Source organism: Pseudomonas sp. HAR-UPW-AIA-41 (genome assembly GCF_002304225.1).
GTDB lineage: Bacteria > Pseudomonadota > Gammaproteobacteria > Pseudomonadales > Pseudomonadaceae > Aquipseudomonas.
This window is the reverse complement of the sequence record NZ_NSLB01000013.1, coordinates 19,479-34,708: the sequence shown is the minus strand read 5'-3', so window position 1 is coordinate 34,708 and position 15,230 is coordinate 19,479. Positions and strand designations below refer to the sequence as shown.

The following is a 15,230-nucleotide window of genomic DNA, read 5'->3' as shown; positions in this document are numbered from 1 at the left end:
TTGCGGTGGTGTCCGGCAGGCTTCCTCGGGTTGTACGAGGAGTGTGCATGTTGACCCAGGAGCAGGATCAGCAGCTGGTTGAGCGTGTGCAACGCGGCGACAAGCGGGCTTTTGATCTGTTGGTATTGAAGTATCAGCACCGGATTCTCGGGCTGGTCGTGCGTTTTGTGCACGATCCTCAGGAGGCTCAGGATGTCGCCCAGGAGGCGTTCATCAAGGCTTACCGGGCGCTGGCGAATTTTCGCGGGGACAGTGCGTTCTACACCTGGCTGTACCGCATCGCCATCAACACGGCGAAGAACTATCTGGTGTCCCGCGGTCGGCGGCCGCCGGATAGTGACATCAGTGCCGAGGATGCCGAGTTCTTCGAGGGCGATCATGCGCTCAAGGACAATGAGTCGCCCGAGCGCCTGCTGTTGCGCGATGAGATTGAGAGCACGGTGCATCGCACCCTGCAGCAGTTGCCGGATGATTTGCGCACGGCCTTGAGCCTGCGCGAATTCGATGGTCTGAGTTACGAGGACATTGCCAATGTCATGCAATGTCCGGTGGGTACGGTTCGCTCGCGCATCTTCCGTGCGCGTGAAGCCATTGATAAAGCCCTGCAGCCACTGCTGCAGGAAGCCTGAGCCAACGGTGTCAGCCGTGAAAGGAGCTGCCATGAGTCGTGAAGCCCTGCAGGAATCGTTATCGGCACTGATGGATAACGAAGCCGATGAGCTGGAAGTCCGCCGTATTCTGGCGGCTGAGGCTGGTGGTGAGCTGCATGCCAGCTGGTCGCGCTACCAACTGGCCCGAGCCGCCTTGCATCGCGAGGCGGTGCTGCCGAACTTCAGCGTGGCTGCTGCCGTCAGTGCGGCGCTGGCCGATGAACCGATGCCTGGCGTGGCGTCAGCCCCCAGCGCTTCACGCTGGACCAGCGGCTGGGCGCGACTGGCTGTCGCGGCGTCGGTGACTGTGGCTGTGCTCGGTGGTGTGCGCCTGTACAACCAGGACGAACTGAACGGTGCACAGCTGGCCCAGCAGGCGACGCCCTTGCAGATGACCCAACCGCAGACGCAGGGTCCGGCGATTCTGGCGGGTTACAGCGAATCGACACAGGTGGCGCCACGCGCTCCTGCCGCGCCGGGCAATGATTCGGCATGGCTGCGCGAGCGCTATCCGCATTACCTGCAGCAGCATGCCCAGCAGGGCGGATCGGCCGCAGCCAGCGGCACTTTGCCGTACGCGCGCGGTGCCAGTGTGGACGGACGCTAAGAAGCATCATGCGTACCTGGCTGGGATTGTTCGGTCTGCTGAGCGCGCCGCTGCTCTGGGCCGATGAAACCGGGGACTGGCTGGCGCGGATGATCGAGGCGCAGGCCTCGCAGAGCTACCAGGGAACTTTTGTCTACGAGCGTCAGGGCAGCTTTGTCGCTCACCAGTTGTGGCGGCGTGTGATCGACGGGCAGCAGACTGAGCGGCTGCTTCAGCTTGACGGGATGCCGCGCGAAAGCCTGAGCCGGAACGGGCGACTGCTTTGCATGACGGGCTCGGCGGATGAGTTGCAGCTGCCTCCACGCCAGCAGGTCTTGACCCATTTGAATACCCAGGCGCTGACCGCGCATTACCAACCGCGTCTGCTTGGCAGTAACCGTATTGCCGGTCGAGAGGTCGAGGAGTTGGCCTTGTTGCCACGCGATCCTCATCGTTATGCCATGCAGTTGTCACTCGACCGTGAGACCGGGTTGCCGTTGCGCTCGTTATTGCTGGCGGCGCAGGGGCAGTTGCTCGAACGGCTGCAGTTTACCGAACTGCAGCTGCAGGCTCCGGGAGATGAGCAATTGCGAGCCACCGGGGATTGTCGCGAAATCGAGCCTCTGGCAGTTGCCCGTGATGCCGAGGTGTGGCGCGCCGATTGGCTGCCGCCGGGCTTCGTTGCTCTGGCAACCTGGCGGCGTCCCAATCCGCTGGGTGGTCAGGATCTGTTGACGCAGGTGTATGGCGATGGCCTTGCCTCTATTTCGGTGTTCATCGAGCCATTGCGCGAGGCCCAGGCCGGGGATGCCCATAGCCAGGCCGGGCCGACGGCGATCAACTCGCGTCAGCACAGTACGCCGCAGGGCGAGTTTATGGTCACCGTGCTGGGAGAAGTGCCGCCCGCCACGGTGGAGCGGGTGGCCCTGTCGATGCGCGCACCAGGAGGCCAGCCATGATCGAGGAACAGGCCCGTGTAGTGGCGCTTGAGGCAGGGGCTGTCTGGGTGGAGACCCGGCGCCAGTCGACCTGCGGAGGCTGTTCGGCCAATGCCGGTTGTGGTCAGGGTTTGATGGACAAGATTGGTGTGCGTGCCTCGCGCGGACATGTGCGCGCATTGTGTGACCTGCAGTTGCAGGTGGGTGATGAGGTGGTGATTGGTGTCGCCGAAGACTGGCTGCTGCGTTCGGCGCTGCTGGTTTACCTGTTGCCGCTGCTGCTGTTCTTCGTTTGCGCGGGGTTGATGCAATGGCTGGGGTTTGCCGAGCCCTGGGTGATCGTCGCCGGTGGGATGGGGCTGCTGGCTGGATGGTTGTTGTTGCGCGCGCTGAATTCGCGTCTGGCACATGATCGCCGGGCGCATCCGGTGGTATTGCGGGCGTATCTGCCCGGTGCTGCCCCGCTTGTGTAATTCCGCTGTGGTTTATCCGAGGAAGTACTGATGCCAAGTTTCAAGTCATGTTCAGCCGCCTTGGCGGCGTTGCTGATGTTGTCGCAGGTGCTGGTTGCCCGCGCTGAGTTGCCGGATTTCACCGATCTGGTCGAGCAGGCATCGCCTGCGGTGGTGAATATCAGCACGCGGCAGAAGGTGGCTCAGCCGGGTGTGGTCATCAATGGTCAGATGCCCGACCTCGAAGGTCTGCCTCCCATGTTTCGCGAGTTCTTCGAACGCAGCATGCCGCAAATGCCCAAGGGGCCGGGCGGTCGTCAGCGCGAGGCGCAATCGCTGGGTTCGGGTTTCATCATCTCCGCCGATGGCTATGTGCTGACCAATAATCATGTGGTCGCCGATGCCGATGAGATCATGGTGCGCTTGTCCGATCGCAGCGAGCTGCAGGCCAAGCTGGTCGGTACCGACCCGCGTACCGACGTGGCGCTGCTCAAGGTTGAGGGCAAGAACCTGCCGACTCTGAAACTGGGTAAGTCCGACGAGCTGAAAGTGGGCGAGTGGGTGCTGGCCATTGGCTCGCCGTTCGGTTTCGATCATTCGGTGACGGCCGGCATCGTTTCGGCCAAGGGCCGCAGCCTGCCGAACGAGAACTATGTACCGTTCATCCAGACCGATGTGGCGATCAATCCGGGTAACTCGGGTGGCCCGCTGTTCAACCTCGATGGTGAGGTGGTCGGCATCAACTCGCAGATTTACACCCGCTCCGGTGGCTTTATGGGCGTGTCGTTCGCCATTCCGATCGATGTAGCGCTGTCGGTGGCTGATCAGCTGAAGGCCAGTGGCAAGGTCAGTCGCGGCTGGCTCGGCGTGGTGATTCAGGAAGTGAACAAGGACCTCGCCGAGTCCTTCGGCCTGGAAAAGCCGGCGGGTGCGCTGGTGGCTCAGGTGGTGGACAAGGGGCCGGCGCAGAAGGGCGGCTTGCGCGTGGGCGATGTGATTCTTTCGGCCAATGGTCAGCCGGTTGTGGTTTCTGGCGATCTTCCGCATCTGGTGGGTGTGCTCAAGCCTGGCAGCAAGGTTGTGCTTGAACTGATGCGCGATGGTGAGCGCAAAACGCTGAGTCTGGAGGTTGGCAGTCTGCCTGATGAGGGCAATCAGTTGCTTGCCGATGAGGCGTCTGGCGCGGAGCGCAGCAGCAATCGTCTGGGTATTTCTGTGGTCGATCTGACAGCAGAGCAGAAGCAGGCGGCTGACATCGCCGGTGGCGTACTGATTAAGGATGTGCAGCAGGGGCCGGGTGCTCTGATCGGCTTGCGTCCGGGCGACGTGATCACTCATCTGAACAATCAGCCGGTGCTGTCGGCCAAGCAGTTCGCCGAAGTGGCTAAGGCGCTGCCGGCCAAGCGTTCGGTGTCGATGCGTGTGCTGCGCCAGGGGCGCGCCAGCTTCATTACCTTCAAACTGGCTGAGTAATCGGCAGGCAACAAAAAGGCGGCTCAGGCCGCCTTTTTGTTGTGCGCAGTTTTATTAGGGCACCAGCGGCAGCTGGCGCTTGTGCTGGCTGTTGTCATAGGTGCGCACGATGGTGCTGTAAGCATGCTCACTGACAGGCTGGCCATGAAGGAATGCATCGATTTCGGTGTAGCTGACACCGTGGGCCTCTTCGTCCGGTTTGCCAGGGCGTAGCTCTTCCAGATCCGCGGTAGGTACCTTGAAGACCAGTTGTTCGGGGGCGCCCAAGTATTGGGCGATGGCGCGTACCTGGCCTTTGACCAGGCCGGAGAGCGGGGCAAGGTCGCAGGCGCCGTCGCCGAACTTGGTGAAGAAACCCATGACTGCCTCGGCGGCGTGGTCAGTGCCGATAACCAGGCCATTGTGGGCGTTGGCGATGGCAAATTGCGCCACCATGCGGATGCGGGCCTTGATGTTGCCGATGACGAAGTCGCGGCGCGAGACGCTGAGCGGCTCTAGATGGTCGATCTGCTCGACCAGACCGTGCACGCTGGAGGCGATGTTGACGCAGTCCTCGATGTCGGCGCGGATGAATTGCATGGCGGTCTGGGCGTCGGCTTCGTCATGCTGCACGTTGTGTGGCAGGCGCACGGCGATGAAGCGGTAACTGTCATCGCCTGTTTCCTGGCGTAGCTCCTCAACGGAGAGCTGGGCCAGGCGCCCGGCTGTCGAGGAGTCGACGCCGCCGCTGATGCCAAGGACCAGAACTTTCAGGCCAGCGTTACGCAGGCAGTTTTTGATGAATGCCTTGCGTTGTTCGACTTCCCGGATCAGGGCAGTCTGGTCAGCAAAGGGCGGTACGACGTCCAGTGCGGCGGCGATTTCGGCTTGGCGGTTGCTCATGCTCGGTTCCTCGAAAGCGAAAGTCTGGAAGGCCCGTGCCAGTGCGCTGGTGGGCGATAAAAGAGATGGCCAAGCTTACGCCGTCTGCGCTGTCGATGCATGTCTGTGCCTGTGTATCCAGGCATGTCCTGGCCGACGGCGTGCGTGACGCCCGGGGCGGCCTTCGGGTAAACTTCGCGGCTATTTTGGCGGACTGTCCGCCTTGGCCGTTCTAGAGTGTTGATCCGTGAGTGACCTGAGTCATATCCGCAATTTCTCCATCATTGCCCACATCGACCATGGCAAGTCGACCCTGGCAGACCGTTTTATCCAGATTTGTGGCGGCCTGTCTGATCGCGAGATGGAGGCTCAGGTGCTGGACTCCATGGATCTGGAGCGCGAGCGCGGGATTACCATCAAGGCCCACAGTGTGACCCTGCACTACCCGTCGCAGGACGGTAAGACCTACCAGCTGAACTTCATTGATACCCCCGGTCACGTGGACTTCACCTACGAAGTCAGCCGTTCGCTGGCGGCCTGTGAGGGCGCGATTCTGGTGGTCGACGCCGGTCAGGGTGTGGAAGCGCAGTCGGTGGCCAACTGCTACACCGCTATCGAGCAGGGCCTTGAGGTCATGCCGGTATTGAACAAGATGGACTTGCCGCAGGCCGAGCCGGATCGCGTCAAGGACGAGATCGAACACATCATCGGCATCGATGCCACTGATGCCGTGCCCTGCAGTGCCAAGAGCGGCATGGGCGTGATCGATGTACTGGAACGCCTGGTCCAAGTGATCCCTCCGCCGGAAGGTGATATCGAGGCACCGCTGCAGGCGCTGATCATCGATTCCTGGTTTGACAACTACCTGGGCGTGGTCTCCCTGGTGCGCGTGCGCCATGGCCGCATCAAGAAAGGCGACAAGGTGCTGGTCAAGTCCACCGGCAAGATTCACCAGGTCGACAGCGTGGGTGTGTTTACGCCGAAACACACGGAAACTGCGGATCTCAAGGCCGGCGAAGTCGGCTTTATCATCGCCGGCATCAAGGACATTCATGGTGCGCCGGTGGGCGATACCCTGACCCTGTCTTCGACGCCGGATGTCGAGATGCTGGAGGGGTTCAAGCGGGTCAAGCCGCAGGTCTACGCCGGCCTGTTCCCGGTCAGCTCCGATGACTTCGAGGACTTCCGTGAGGCCCTGCAGAAGCTGACTCTGAACGATGCTGCCCTGCAGTATGAGCCGGAAAGTTCCGATGCCCTGGGCTTCGGCTTCCGTATCGGCTTCCTCGGCATGCTGCACATGGAGATCATTCAGGAGCGCCTGGAGCGCGAGTACGACCTTGATCTGATCACCACCGCGCCGACCGTGGTATTTGAAGTCGAGATGAAGAACGGCGAAGTTCTCTATGTCGACAACCCGTCAAAGCTGCCTGATCCGGCCGGCATCCTCGACATGCGTGAGCCGATCGTGCGGGCCAATATCCTGGTGCCGCAGGAGCATCTGGGTAACGTCATTACCCTGTGTATCGAGAAGCGTGGCGTGCAGCGCGATATGCAGTTCCTCAGCAGTCAGGTGCAGATATCCTATGACCTGCCGATGAACGAAGTGGTGATGGACTTCTTCGACCGGCTGAAGTCTGTCAGTCGTGGTTATGCCTCGCTGGATTACAGCTTCGACCGCTTCCAGTCGGCCAATCTGGTGCGCTTGGATGTGATGATCAACGGTGAGAAGGTCGACGCCCTGGCGCTGATCGTGCACCGTGATCGCGCGCACCAGAAAGGTCGTGCGCTGACCGAGAAGATGAAGGAGCTGATTCCGCGGCAGATGTTCGACGTAGCAATTCAGGCAGCCATTGGCGGCCAGATCATTGCCCGTACCACCGTCAAGGCGCTGCGCAAGAACGTATTGGCCAAGTGCTACGGCGGCGACGTCAGTCGCAAGAAGAAGCTGCTGGAGAAGCAGAAGGCCGGTAAGAAAAGGATGAAGCAGGTCGGCAGCGTGGAAATCCCGCAAGAAGCCTTCCTTGCAGTACTCAAGGTGGATACCTAATCGTTATGTCGATCAATTTTCCGCTGCTGTTGGTCATTGCGGTTGCTGTGTGCGGTGCGCTGGCCTTGTTGGATGCCATCTTGCTGGCTCCTCGGCGGCGGGCGGCGATCAGTGCTTATGAAGGACAGGTTACAGAGCCTGATGCTGTAGTCATCGAGCAACTGAGCAAGGAGCCGCTGCTGGTCGAGTACGGCAAGTCGTTCTTTCCGGTGCTGGCCATCGTGCTGGTCCTGCGCTCGTTTCTCTTCGAGCCGTTTCAGATTCCGTCGGGCTCGATGAAGCCCACACTGGAGGTCGGCGACTTCATTCTGGTCAACAAGTTCGCTTATGGTATTCGCCTGCCGGTGATCGATACCAAGATCATTGAGGTGGGTGATCCGCAGCGTGGCGACGTGATGGTCTTCCGTTACCCGAGCGATCCGAGCGTTAATTACATCAAGCGCGTAGTAGGACTGCCTGGCGACAAGGTTCGCTATACCAGTGATAAGCGTTTGCTGGTCAACGATCAGCCGGTTGCCGAGCAGTTGCTGGGTGAAGTGCCGGGAACTCTGGGTAGCGCAGTGCTGTATCGCGAAAAACTGGGTGAAGTGGAGCATCTGATCCGCAAGGAAATGCGCCGCTATCGCATCGAGCCTAATCGCGAGTGGACAGTACCCGTCGGTCACTATTTCATGATGGGCGACAACCGCGACAACTCCAATGACAGTCGCTACTGGAATGATCCGAAGATCGCGCCTGAGTTGCTGGGCATGGTTCCGGACCGCAATATCGTCGGTAAGGCTTTTGCCATCTGGATGAGCTGGGCGGACCCGAAAATGCGCAACTTGCCAGGTTTCTCGCGGGTCGGTTTGATTCGCTAAGCTGCACAGTGGGCACGCAGGATTACAGTGGTAAAACGGTAAGGAGAGAAAGATGGCTCTGATCAAGGCGCAGAAAGGCTTGTCCATGCTCAGCTGGCTGATGGTGCTGGCCATCGTCGGCTTCGTGGCGAGTACGGCGTTCAAAATGTTGCCGCACTACATGGATAACATGGCGCTGGTGAAAATGATCACTGCGGTCGAGAAAGAAAGAATGTCGGATGTCACGTCGCCTGCCGACTTTTATGCGCATATGCAGAAGGGAATGACGGTTAACGGCATCCGTGATCTCAATCTGGAGGATGCGATGCAGATTGAAGTCGAGAATAACCAGTTCAAAGTCCATCTCAAGTACGAAAAGCGCGAGCCCATGATTGGTAACCTAGATCTGGTAGCGCGTTTCGACAAAGAATTCCGCGTACGCATGCCGTGAGTTATTCCTTAAGCCGTCTTGAGCGTCAGCTCGGTTATACCTTTCAGGACCAGGCGCTGCTGACCCTGGCCCTGACCCACCGCAGTTTTGCCGGGCGCAACAACGAGCGTCTGGAGTTTCTAGGTGATGCCATCCTCAACTTCGTGGCCGGGGAAGCGCTGTATCAGCGCTTCCCGCAGGCTCGTGAGGGGCAGCTGTCACGTTTGCGTGCTCGTCTGGTTAAAGGCGAGACGCTGGCCATTCTGGCCCGTGGTTTCGAACTGGGTGAGTACCTGCGCCTGGGATCGGGTGAATTGAAAAGCGGCGGTTTTCGCCGTGAATCGATCCTCGCCGATGCGCTGGAAGCCTTGATCGGTGCTATCTACCTGGATGCCGGCATGGACATGGCGCGTGAGCGTGTTCTGGCCTGGCTGACCCAGGAACTGGACAGCCTGACCCTGGTGGATACCAACAAGGATCCCAAGACCCGGCTGCAGGAGTTCCTGCAGTCACGTGCCAGCGAGCTGCCGTGCTACGAGGTGGTGGATATCCAGGGTGAGCCGCACTGCAGGACGTTCTTCGTCCAGTGCACTGTCGATCTATTGAATGAAAAGACCCAGGGGCAGGGCGCCAGCCGGCGCATTGCCGAGCAGGTCGCTGCTGCTGCCGCTCTGGTGGCGCTGGGCGTGGAGAATGGTCATGAGTGAGCAAGAAATCAGCCGCTGCGGCTATGTGGCCATTGTCGGTCGGCCCAATGTGGGCAAGTCGACCTTGCTCAATCATATCCTCGGGCAGAAGCTGGCGATTACCTCGCGTAAGCCGCAGACGACACGGCACAACATGCTGGGGGTCAAAACCGAGGGCGGTGTGCAGGTGATCTATGTCGATACGCCCGGTATGCACAAGAACAATGACAAGGCGCTCAACCGCTACATGAACCGCAGTGCGTCGACGGCCCTGAAGGATGTCGACGTGGTTGTGTTCGTGGTCGATCGTACCCGCTGGACCGACGAGGATCAGATGGTCTTCGAGCGTATCCAGTATGTCGAGTGCCCGCTGTTGATTGCGGTGAACAAGGCGGATCGTCTGGAAGACAAGAGCGAGTTGCTGCCTCATCTGGAGTGGTTGGCGCAGCAATTGCCGAAGGCGGAGATTGTGCCAATCTCCGCGCTGCACGGGCAGAATCTGGATACCCTGGAAAATCTGGTGGCCAGCCATTTGCCCGAGGGTGAGCACTTCTTTCCGGAAGATCAGATTACCGATCGCTCCAGCCGTTTCCTCGCGGCCGAACTGGTGCGCGAGAAGATCATGCGCCAGCTCGGTGCTGAATTGCCGTACCAGATCACGGTCGAGATCGAGGAGTTCAAGCAGGAAGGGCGTGTGTTGCATATTCACGCGCTGATCCTGGTTGAGCGTGATGGCCAGAAGAAAATCATCATTGGCGAGAAGGGTGAGCGGATCAAGCGCATTGGCCAGGAGGCCCGCAAGGACATGGAGGTGATGTTCGACTCCAAGGTCATGCTAAACCTCTGGGTCAAGGTCAAGGGCGGCTGGTCCGATGATGAGCGCGCCCTGCGCTCGCTGGGCTACACCGACATCTAGGTCGGTCGGGGGCTAGCCGATGCTTGCCCAGGCGCAGGCTGCCTATGTTCTGCACAGTCGTGCCTATAAGGAAAGCAGCGCGCTGGTTGATTTTTTGACGCCACATGGGCGCTGTCGTGCAGTGCTGCGGGGCGCGCGCGGCAAAGCTGGCAGCCTGGTCAGACCTTTCATTCCGCTTGAGCTTGAGTTGCGCGGGCGAGGCGAGCTGAAGGCGGTTGCCCGCCTGGAGCCGGCTGGGGTGCCAAACCTGCTGACCGGCGATGCGCTGTTTTCGGGTCTGTACCTCAACGAGTTGCTGATTCGTCTGCTGCCGGCAGAATCGCCGCATCCTGTGTTGTTCGATCACTATGCCGCGACGCTGCCGCTTCTTGCTGAGGGGCGGCCGCTGGAGCCGTTACTTCGTGCTTTCGAGTGGCGTCTGCTGGATGAGCTGGGGTACGGTTTTGCTCTGGATCAGGACCGCCACGGTCAGCCAATCAACCCTCAAGGGCTTTATCGCTGGCTGGCGGAGAGCGGCTTTGAACCTGTGGCGCAATTGCAGCCAGGGCTGTTTCACGGCGCGGATCTGCTGGCCATGAATGAGGCTGACTGGCAGACTCCCGGTGTTCTTGCTGCGGCCAAGCGCCTGATGCGTCAGGCTCTGGCCCCTCATTTGGGCGGCCGTCCGCTGGTCAGTCGCGAACTGTTCCGCAAGAGCTGATGACACAACCTTTTCACTATCGCTGGAGTTTATTGTGACTGCTGCCAACCGCATTCTGCTGGGGGTCAACATCGACCATGTGGCCACCCTGCGTCAGGCCCGTGGGACCCGTTACCCTGATCCGGTGAAGGCCGCTCTGGATGCTGAAGAGGCCGGTGCCGATGGTATTACCGTGCACCTGCGTGAGGATCGCCGTCACATTCAGGATCGCGATGTGCGGGTACTCAGCGAGGTGCTGCAGACGCGGATGAACTTCGAGATGGGAGTCACCGAGTTCATGCTGGCCTTTGCCGAAGAGATTCGCCCGGCGCATGCCTGTTTCGTTCCGGAAACCCGTCAGGAGCTGACCACTGAAGGTGGTCTGGATGTGCTGGCGCAGGAAGGCCGCATTCGTGATGCCGTGCAGCGTCTGGCGCAGCATGGGTGTGAAGTTTCACTGTTCATCGATGCCGACCCGCGGCAGATCGAAGCCGCTGTCCGGATTGGTGCTCCGGCGATTGAGCTGCATACCGGGCGCTATGCCGACGCGCAGACGCCTGCCGAGGCCGCCCGCGAGCTGGCGCGTATCCGCGAGGGCGTGGAGTGTGGTCTGGCGCATGGCCTGATCGTCAATGCGGGGCACGGGCTGCACTATCACAACGCCGAAGTAGTTGCGGCGATAGCCGGGATCAACGAGCTGAACATTGGTCATGCGATTGTCGCTCATGCCCTGTTTGTGGGGTTCAAGCAGGCGGTGGCCGAGATGAAGGCGCTGATTGTGGCGGCCGCACAGGCGCGCTGACTTTTGTGAGGGCCAAAAAAAGCCGGGGCATGCCCCGGCTTTTTCTTGTCTGTCAGACTCAGGAGTTACCGCGTTGCGGCAGCATGCGCTCCATCGTGTTGTCTTTGACCACATGCTTGTGGAAGATCGCGGCGGCCGCGTGCAGGCCAATCAGCCAGTAGCCGATTTCTGCAGCCAGCACATGGTAGTGCTCCACGGTTTCGGCCAGGCTGTGATTTTTCTCGATCAGCGCCGGCAGTCCCAGCGGAATTGGCTTGGCTTCGCCGCTGAGGATCAGCCAGCCGGCCAGCGGTGCGCCAAGCATCAGGGCATAAAGGGCCAGATGGACCAGCTTGGCCGGGATGGCCTGCCACTGTGGGATGGCGGGCACAATGCGCGGTGCCGGGGCGATGGCACGGGCAGCAATGCGCAGGAAGGTGAGGGCGAAGATGCTCAGGCCGATGATGAAGTGGGCCTGTTTCATCAGATCCCGTTCCGGCGTGCCTTTTGGAAAGATTCCGCGGAATTCCATGGTGCAGTACACCAGCACGATCAGGATCAGGGTCAGCCAGTGCAGGCCTATGGACAGGCTGCCATAGCGCTCTTCGGTGTTTTTCCAGCTCATCGTTGCGACTCCGTTGCAAAGTGGTTAAGCGCAAGGGTAATACAACAAGCTTAAGTTAATCTGAATAAGCCGGTAAAAAGTAGGGCAATAAAAAAGGCCACTCGTTGAGTGGCCTTTGAAATTGGTTGCGGGAGCCGGATTTGAACCGACGACCTTCGGGTTATGAGCCCGACGAGCTACCAGACTGCTCCATCCCGCGCCGCACATTCTACTGGCGCAGACTTTTGTGTCAACCATTAGTTTGGAAAAACTGTTTTTTGCTCAGATGCTTAGCGTTGCGCCGGTGCTAGACTGCGGTCCTCAGAGCATGCCTGCCGAGGCCTTACGGACTTCCGTGCGCAAGATCATCCACATCGACTGCGACTGCTTTTATGCCGCCATCGAGATGCGCGATGACCCGCAGCTGGCCGGTCGTCCGCTGGCAGTGGGGGGCGCGGCCGAGCGGCGCGGGGTAATCGCTACCTGCAACTACGAGGCGCGTGCCTGGGGGGTGCGCTCGGCCATGCCAACCCGGCAGGCACTCAAGTTGTGCCCGGATCTGCTGGTGGTCAAGCCGCGCATGGAGGCCTACCGCATGGCCTCCCGGCAGATTCACGCGATCCTGCGTGAATACAGCGAGCGCATCGAGCCATTATCACTGGACGAAGCCTACGTGGATGTCAGCGAGTCGGACCGCTGCGCGGGCAGTGCCACTCGGATGGCTCGGGAGATTCGCCAGCGAGTCTGGCAGGAGCTGCGCATCACGGTCTCGGCCGGGGTGGCACCAAACAAGTTTCTCGCCAAGATTGCCAGTGACTGGCGCAAGCCCAACGGTCTCTTCGTGATTACCCCTGATGAAGTGGAGAGCTTTGTCTCTGCGCTGCCGGTCAGCCGTCTGCATGGCGTGGGCAAGGTGACAGCCGACAAACTGTCGCGCCTGGGCATAACGCTGTGCAGCGATCTGCGCGAATGGGACAAGCTGGCGCTGCTGCGCGAGTTCGGCAGCTTCGGTGAGCGTTTGTGGGGGCTGGCGCGGGGGATTGATGAGCGTGCCGTGGAGGCCGACAGCCGCCGGCAGTCAGTCAGTGTCGAGCATACCTTTGACAGTGATCTGCCTAACCTGCAGGCCTGTCTGCAGCAGTTGCCGCAACTGCTGGCCCAGCTGGAACAGCGTCTGTCGCGGCTGGATGGCAGTTACCGGCCCGGCAAACCCTACGTGAAGGTCAAATTTCATGACTTCACCCAGACTACCCTGGAGCAGAGTGGGGCCGGGCGTGATCTGGACAGTTACGCCGTGCTGCTCGGGGCGGCTTTTGCCCGCGGAGGTAAACCGGTGCGCTTACTGGGCCTCGGTGTGCGCCTGATTGATCTGCGCGAGGCCCAAGAGCAGTTGCTGTTGTTCTAGCCTCAGCGCTGATCTTCGAACAGTCGAATCGGTTTTCCGCTGGCTGGCCACAGGCGCAGCTCGCCGGTGGCGCTGAAATCCCAACGCTGTACCGACTGCAGGGCCTTCAGAAAGCGTTGTTCCTGCTCCATGAGTGCTGGCGGGCACATCTTCATGGTGCTGGCGGGGGCGCTGAAACTCAGTTGCTCGTCATTCAGGCTGTAGCCGCCGAACCAGTGGTTGCAGCCGGCATTGCCGTAAGCCCGTCCCTCTTCGCCGAGGGTGACAGTCAGGTAGCTGCGGTCGATCAGTGGGCGTTCACCAATCCACTCGACACGGTAGGTGCGCTCGGCTTGCAGGCTTGGCTGGTCGCTGGCGCAGGCGCCCAGCAGGGCCAGCGGCAACAGGGCGGCGATCATCTTCATGCGGCAGTTTCCTTCTGGCAGTTCGGGCACAGGTGCTGGCCAGCGCGGGTCTGCCAGCCCAGTTCGGCGATGCGTGCCTGTGCTGCGGCTTCGCGTGCCGGGTTGCCGAGGGTGGCGTCGACGGCGAACTCGAAGTCCAGCGTGGCTGCGCAGCCATCACAGTTCACCCGCCAAGTATGGATGGCCAGTTCGCGGAATGCCGGGCCTTTGGCTACCGCGGTCCACTGCCCCGGCGGGTTGATCAGATGACGGACCTTGTCCACATGCAGGCGCATGAACAGGTCGCGGCTGCCCTTGAGCGTGACCAGCAGGGTGTCGCCGTTTTGTACCGAGCCGCCAGTGCCGGTCAGTTGGTACAGGCCGGGTGCCATGGCGCGGCACTCGGTCAGGGTGTGGGCAGGGTTGAGCAGGGTGTAGCGAAAATCGTGTTCGGCCATAAGTCCTCCGCAAGGGGCGGGCATCCTACCATGGGCGCGGTCTCAGGCCGCGCTGACAAGGTTGACGGGCTTGCCGGCGTCCCAGGCGCTGATGTTGTTCAGGGTGGTGGTGGCGATGGCCGCCAGTGCCTCGCGGGTAAGGAAGGCCTGGTGAGCGGTGATGATGACATTGGGAAAGGTCAGCAGTCGCGCGAGCACATCGTCCTGCAGCGGCTGGTCGGAGCAGTCGGCGAAGAACAACTGGGCTTCTTCTTCGTAGACATCCAGGCCCAGATACCCCAGTCGACCGCTTTTCAGGGCGCCGATCAGGGCCGGTGTATCCACCAGTGCGCCGCGACCGGTATTGATCAGCATGGCGCCGGGTTTGAGGCTGGCCAGTGCGCTGGCATCGATCAGGTGACGGGTGGCGGCATTGAGCGGGCAGTGCAGGCTGAGAATGTCGGTCTGCGGCAGCAGCTCGGCCAGCGGCAGATAGTGAACGCCGGCCTGCTGCAGGGCGGGGTCGGTCTGCGGATCGCTGGCCAGCACCCGGCAACCGAAGCCGAGCATGATGCGGGCGAAGGCCGCGCCTATCTGCCCGGTGCCAATCACACCGACGGTCTTGCCGTGCAGGTCGAAGCCGATCAGCCCGTGCAGGGAGAAGTCGCCCTCGCGGGTGCGGTTGTAGGCGCGGTGGATGCGGCGGTTGAGCGCCAGAATCAGAGCCACGGCGTGCTCGGCGATGGCGTGCGGTGAGTAGTCGGGCACGCGCACCACGCCAAGGCCCAGCTGTTCGGCCGCCTTGAGGTCGACATGGTTGTAGCCGGCCGAACGCAGGGCAATCAGTCGTGTGCCTCCGGCCGCCAGGCGCTGCAGGACGGGTGCCGAAAGGTCATCGTTGATAAAGGCGCAGACCACAGGCACGCCATCGGCCAGGGCGGCGGTAGCGAGGGTCAGTCGACTGGGCTGAAAGCTAAGGCTAAAGGCGCCTGCCGCATTGGCCGCCGAGAAACTGTCCTGATCGTAGTGCTGACAACTGAACAGCATGATGTGCATGGCTGGT

Annotated in this window: 18 protein-coding genes and 1 tRNA gene; 13 read left to right on the top strand and 6 right to left on the bottom strand. The window is 60.9% G+C overall.

Going from position 1 to position 15,230, the window contains the following annotated elements; translation table 11 throughout:
* The first annotated feature begins 47 nt into the window (after positions 1 to 47).
* Genes rpoE through CK486_RS16545 form a run of 5 tightly spaced genes read left to right on the top strand, consistent with a single transcriptional unit; the run spans position 48 to position 4,099 of the window.
* Entirely contained in the window at positions 48 to 629 is a 582-nt protein-coding gene (rpoE, locus tag CK486_RS16565) for an RNA polymerase sigma factor RpoE (RefSeq protein WP_095941415.1), read from the top strand.
* 31 nt (positions 630 to 660) lie between these two features.
* On the top strand, positions 661 to 1,257 hold the full coding sequence (locus tag CK486_RS16560) for an RseA family anti-sigma factor (RefSeq protein ID WP_095941414.1): 597 nt from the start codon (positions 661 to 663) through the stop codon (positions 1,255 to 1,257).
* Between the two features lie 8 nt (positions 1,258 to 1,265).
* On the top strand, positions 1,266 to 2,195 hold the full coding sequence (locus CK486_RS16555) for a MucB/RseB C-terminal domain-containing protein (RefSeq protein WP_176481737.1): 930 nt from the start codon (positions 1,266 to 1,268) through the stop codon (positions 2,193 to 2,195).
* On the top strand, positions 2,192 to 2,647 hold the full coding sequence (locus tag CK486_RS16550; protein ID WP_095941412.1) for a SoxR reducing system RseC family protein: 456 nt from the start codon (positions 2,192 to 2,194) through the stop codon (positions 2,645 to 2,647). The genes CK486_RS16555 and CK486_RS16550 overlap by 4 nt, the downstream gene beginning before the upstream one ends.
* A 30-nt stretch (positions 2,648 to 2,677) precedes the next feature.
* Positions 2,678 to 4,099 carry a DegQ family serine endoprotease gene (locus tag CK486_RS16545; protein WP_095941411.1) on the top strand — a complete coding sequence of 474 codons (1,422 nt, stop codon included), beginning with the start codon at positions 2,678 to 2,680 and terminating at the stop codon, positions 4,097 to 4,099.
* Positions 4,100 to 4,153: 54 nt separating this feature from the next.
* Here CK486_RS16545 and nadE read toward each other — a convergent pair whose 3' ends face one another.
* A complete protein-coding gene (nadE, locus tag CK486_RS16540; protein WP_095941410.1) occupies positions 4,154 to 4,981 on the bottom strand; it encodes an ammonia-dependent NAD(+) synthetase in 828 nt (275 codons plus the stop codon).
* Positions 4,982 to 5,207: 226 nt separating this feature from the next.
* Here nadE and lepA point away from each other — a divergent pair, with 226 nt between their 5' ends.
* The 7 genes from lepA to pdxJ are packed head-to-tail and all read left to right on the top strand — an operon-like array spanning position 5,208 to position 11,359.
* Complete coding sequence (gene lepA / locus CK486_RS16535) at positions 5,208 to 7,007, top strand: translation elongation factor 4 (protein ID WP_095941409.1); 1,800 nt, start codon at positions 5,208 to 5,210, stop codon at positions 7,005 to 7,007.
* Between the two features lie 5 nt (positions 7,008 to 7,012).
* The gene (gene lepB / locus CK486_RS16530; RefSeq protein ID WP_095941408.1) at positions 7,013 to 7,867 is read left to right on the top strand and encodes a signal peptidase I; all 855 of its coding nucleotides are present in this window, start codon (positions 7,013 to 7,015) and stop codon (positions 7,865 to 7,867) included.
* Between the two features lie 52 nt (positions 7,868 to 7,919).
* Entirely contained in the window at positions 7,920 to 8,297 is a 378-nt protein-coding gene (locus CK486_RS16525) for a DUF4845 domain-containing protein (RefSeq protein WP_095941407.1), read from the top strand.
* Positions 8,294 to 8,983 (top strand): ribonuclease III, encoded by a 690-nt coding sequence (gene rnc / locus CK486_RS16520; protein ID WP_095941406.1) that lies wholly within the window; start codon positions 8,294 to 8,296, stop codon positions 8,981 to 8,983. Before CK486_RS16525 ends, rnc begins: the two co-directional genes overlap by 4 nt.
* On the top strand, positions 8,976 to 9,878 hold the full coding sequence (gene era, locus CK486_RS16515) for a GTPase Era (RefSeq protein WP_095941405.1): 903 nt from the start codon (positions 8,976 to 8,978) through the stop codon (positions 9,876 to 9,878). Before rnc ends, era begins: the two co-directional genes overlap by 8 nt.
* A gap of 19 nt (positions 9,879 to 9,897) precedes the next feature.
* Positions 9,898 to 10,578, top strand: a complete 681-nt coding sequence (gene recO / locus CK486_RS16510; RefSeq protein WP_095941404.1) for a DNA repair protein RecO — start codon at positions 9,898 to 9,900, stop codon at positions 10,576 to 10,578.
* A gap of 34 nt (positions 10,579 to 10,612) precedes the next feature.
* The gene (pdxJ, locus tag CK486_RS16505; protein WP_095941403.1) at positions 10,613 to 11,359 is read left to right on the top strand and encodes a pyridoxine 5'-phosphate synthase; all 747 of its coding nucleotides are present in this window, start codon (positions 10,613 to 10,615) and stop codon (positions 11,357 to 11,359) included.
* Positions 11,360 to 11,417: 58 nt separating this feature from the next.
* Here pdxJ and CK486_RS16500 read toward each other — a convergent pair whose 3' ends face one another.
* The gene (locus CK486_RS16500; protein ID WP_095941402.1) at positions 11,418 to 11,963 is read right to left on the bottom strand and encodes a cytochrome b; all 546 of its coding nucleotides are present in this window, start codon (positions 11,961 to 11,963) and stop codon (positions 11,418 to 11,420) included.
* A gap of 122 nt (positions 11,964 to 12,085) precedes the next feature.
* Positions 12,086 to 12,162, bottom strand: a tRNA-Met gene (locus CK486_RS16495).
* A 108-nt stretch (positions 12,163 to 12,270) separates the two neighbouring features.
* Between CK486_RS16495 and dinB the strand changes: the two genes are divergently transcribed.
* Positions 12,271 to 13,347, top strand: coding sequence for a DNA polymerase IV (dinB, locus tag CK486_RS16490; RefSeq protein ID WP_095941401.1), 1,077 nt, complete (start codon positions 12,271 to 12,273; stop codon positions 13,345 to 13,347).
* A gap of 2 nt (positions 13,348 to 13,349) precedes the next feature.
* On the opposite strand, the gene CK486_RS16485 is transcribed toward dinB, so the two are convergent.
* The 3 genes from CK486_RS16485 to CK486_RS16475 are packed head-to-tail and all read right to left on the bottom strand — an operon-like array spanning position 13,350 to position 15,223.
* Positions 13,350 to 13,751 carry an META domain-containing protein gene (locus tag CK486_RS16485; protein ID WP_256574453.1) on the bottom strand — a complete coding sequence of 134 codons (402 nt, stop codon included), beginning with the start codon at positions 13,749 to 13,751 and terminating at the stop codon, positions 13,350 to 13,352.
* Positions 13,748 to 14,188 (bottom strand): hypothetical protein, encoded by a 441-nt coding sequence (locus tag CK486_RS16480; RefSeq protein ID WP_095941400.1) that lies wholly within the window; start codon positions 14,186 to 14,188, stop codon positions 13,748 to 13,750. Before CK486_RS16480 ends, CK486_RS16485 begins: the two co-directional genes overlap by 4 nt.
* A 42-nt stretch (positions 14,189 to 14,230) precedes the next feature.
* Positions 14,231 to 15,223 (bottom strand): 2-hydroxyacid dehydrogenase, encoded by a 993-nt coding sequence (locus tag CK486_RS16475; protein ID WP_095941399.1) that lies wholly within the window; start codon positions 15,221 to 15,223, stop codon positions 14,231 to 14,233.
* Between the last annotated feature and the right edge of the window lie 7 nt (positions 15,224 to 15,230).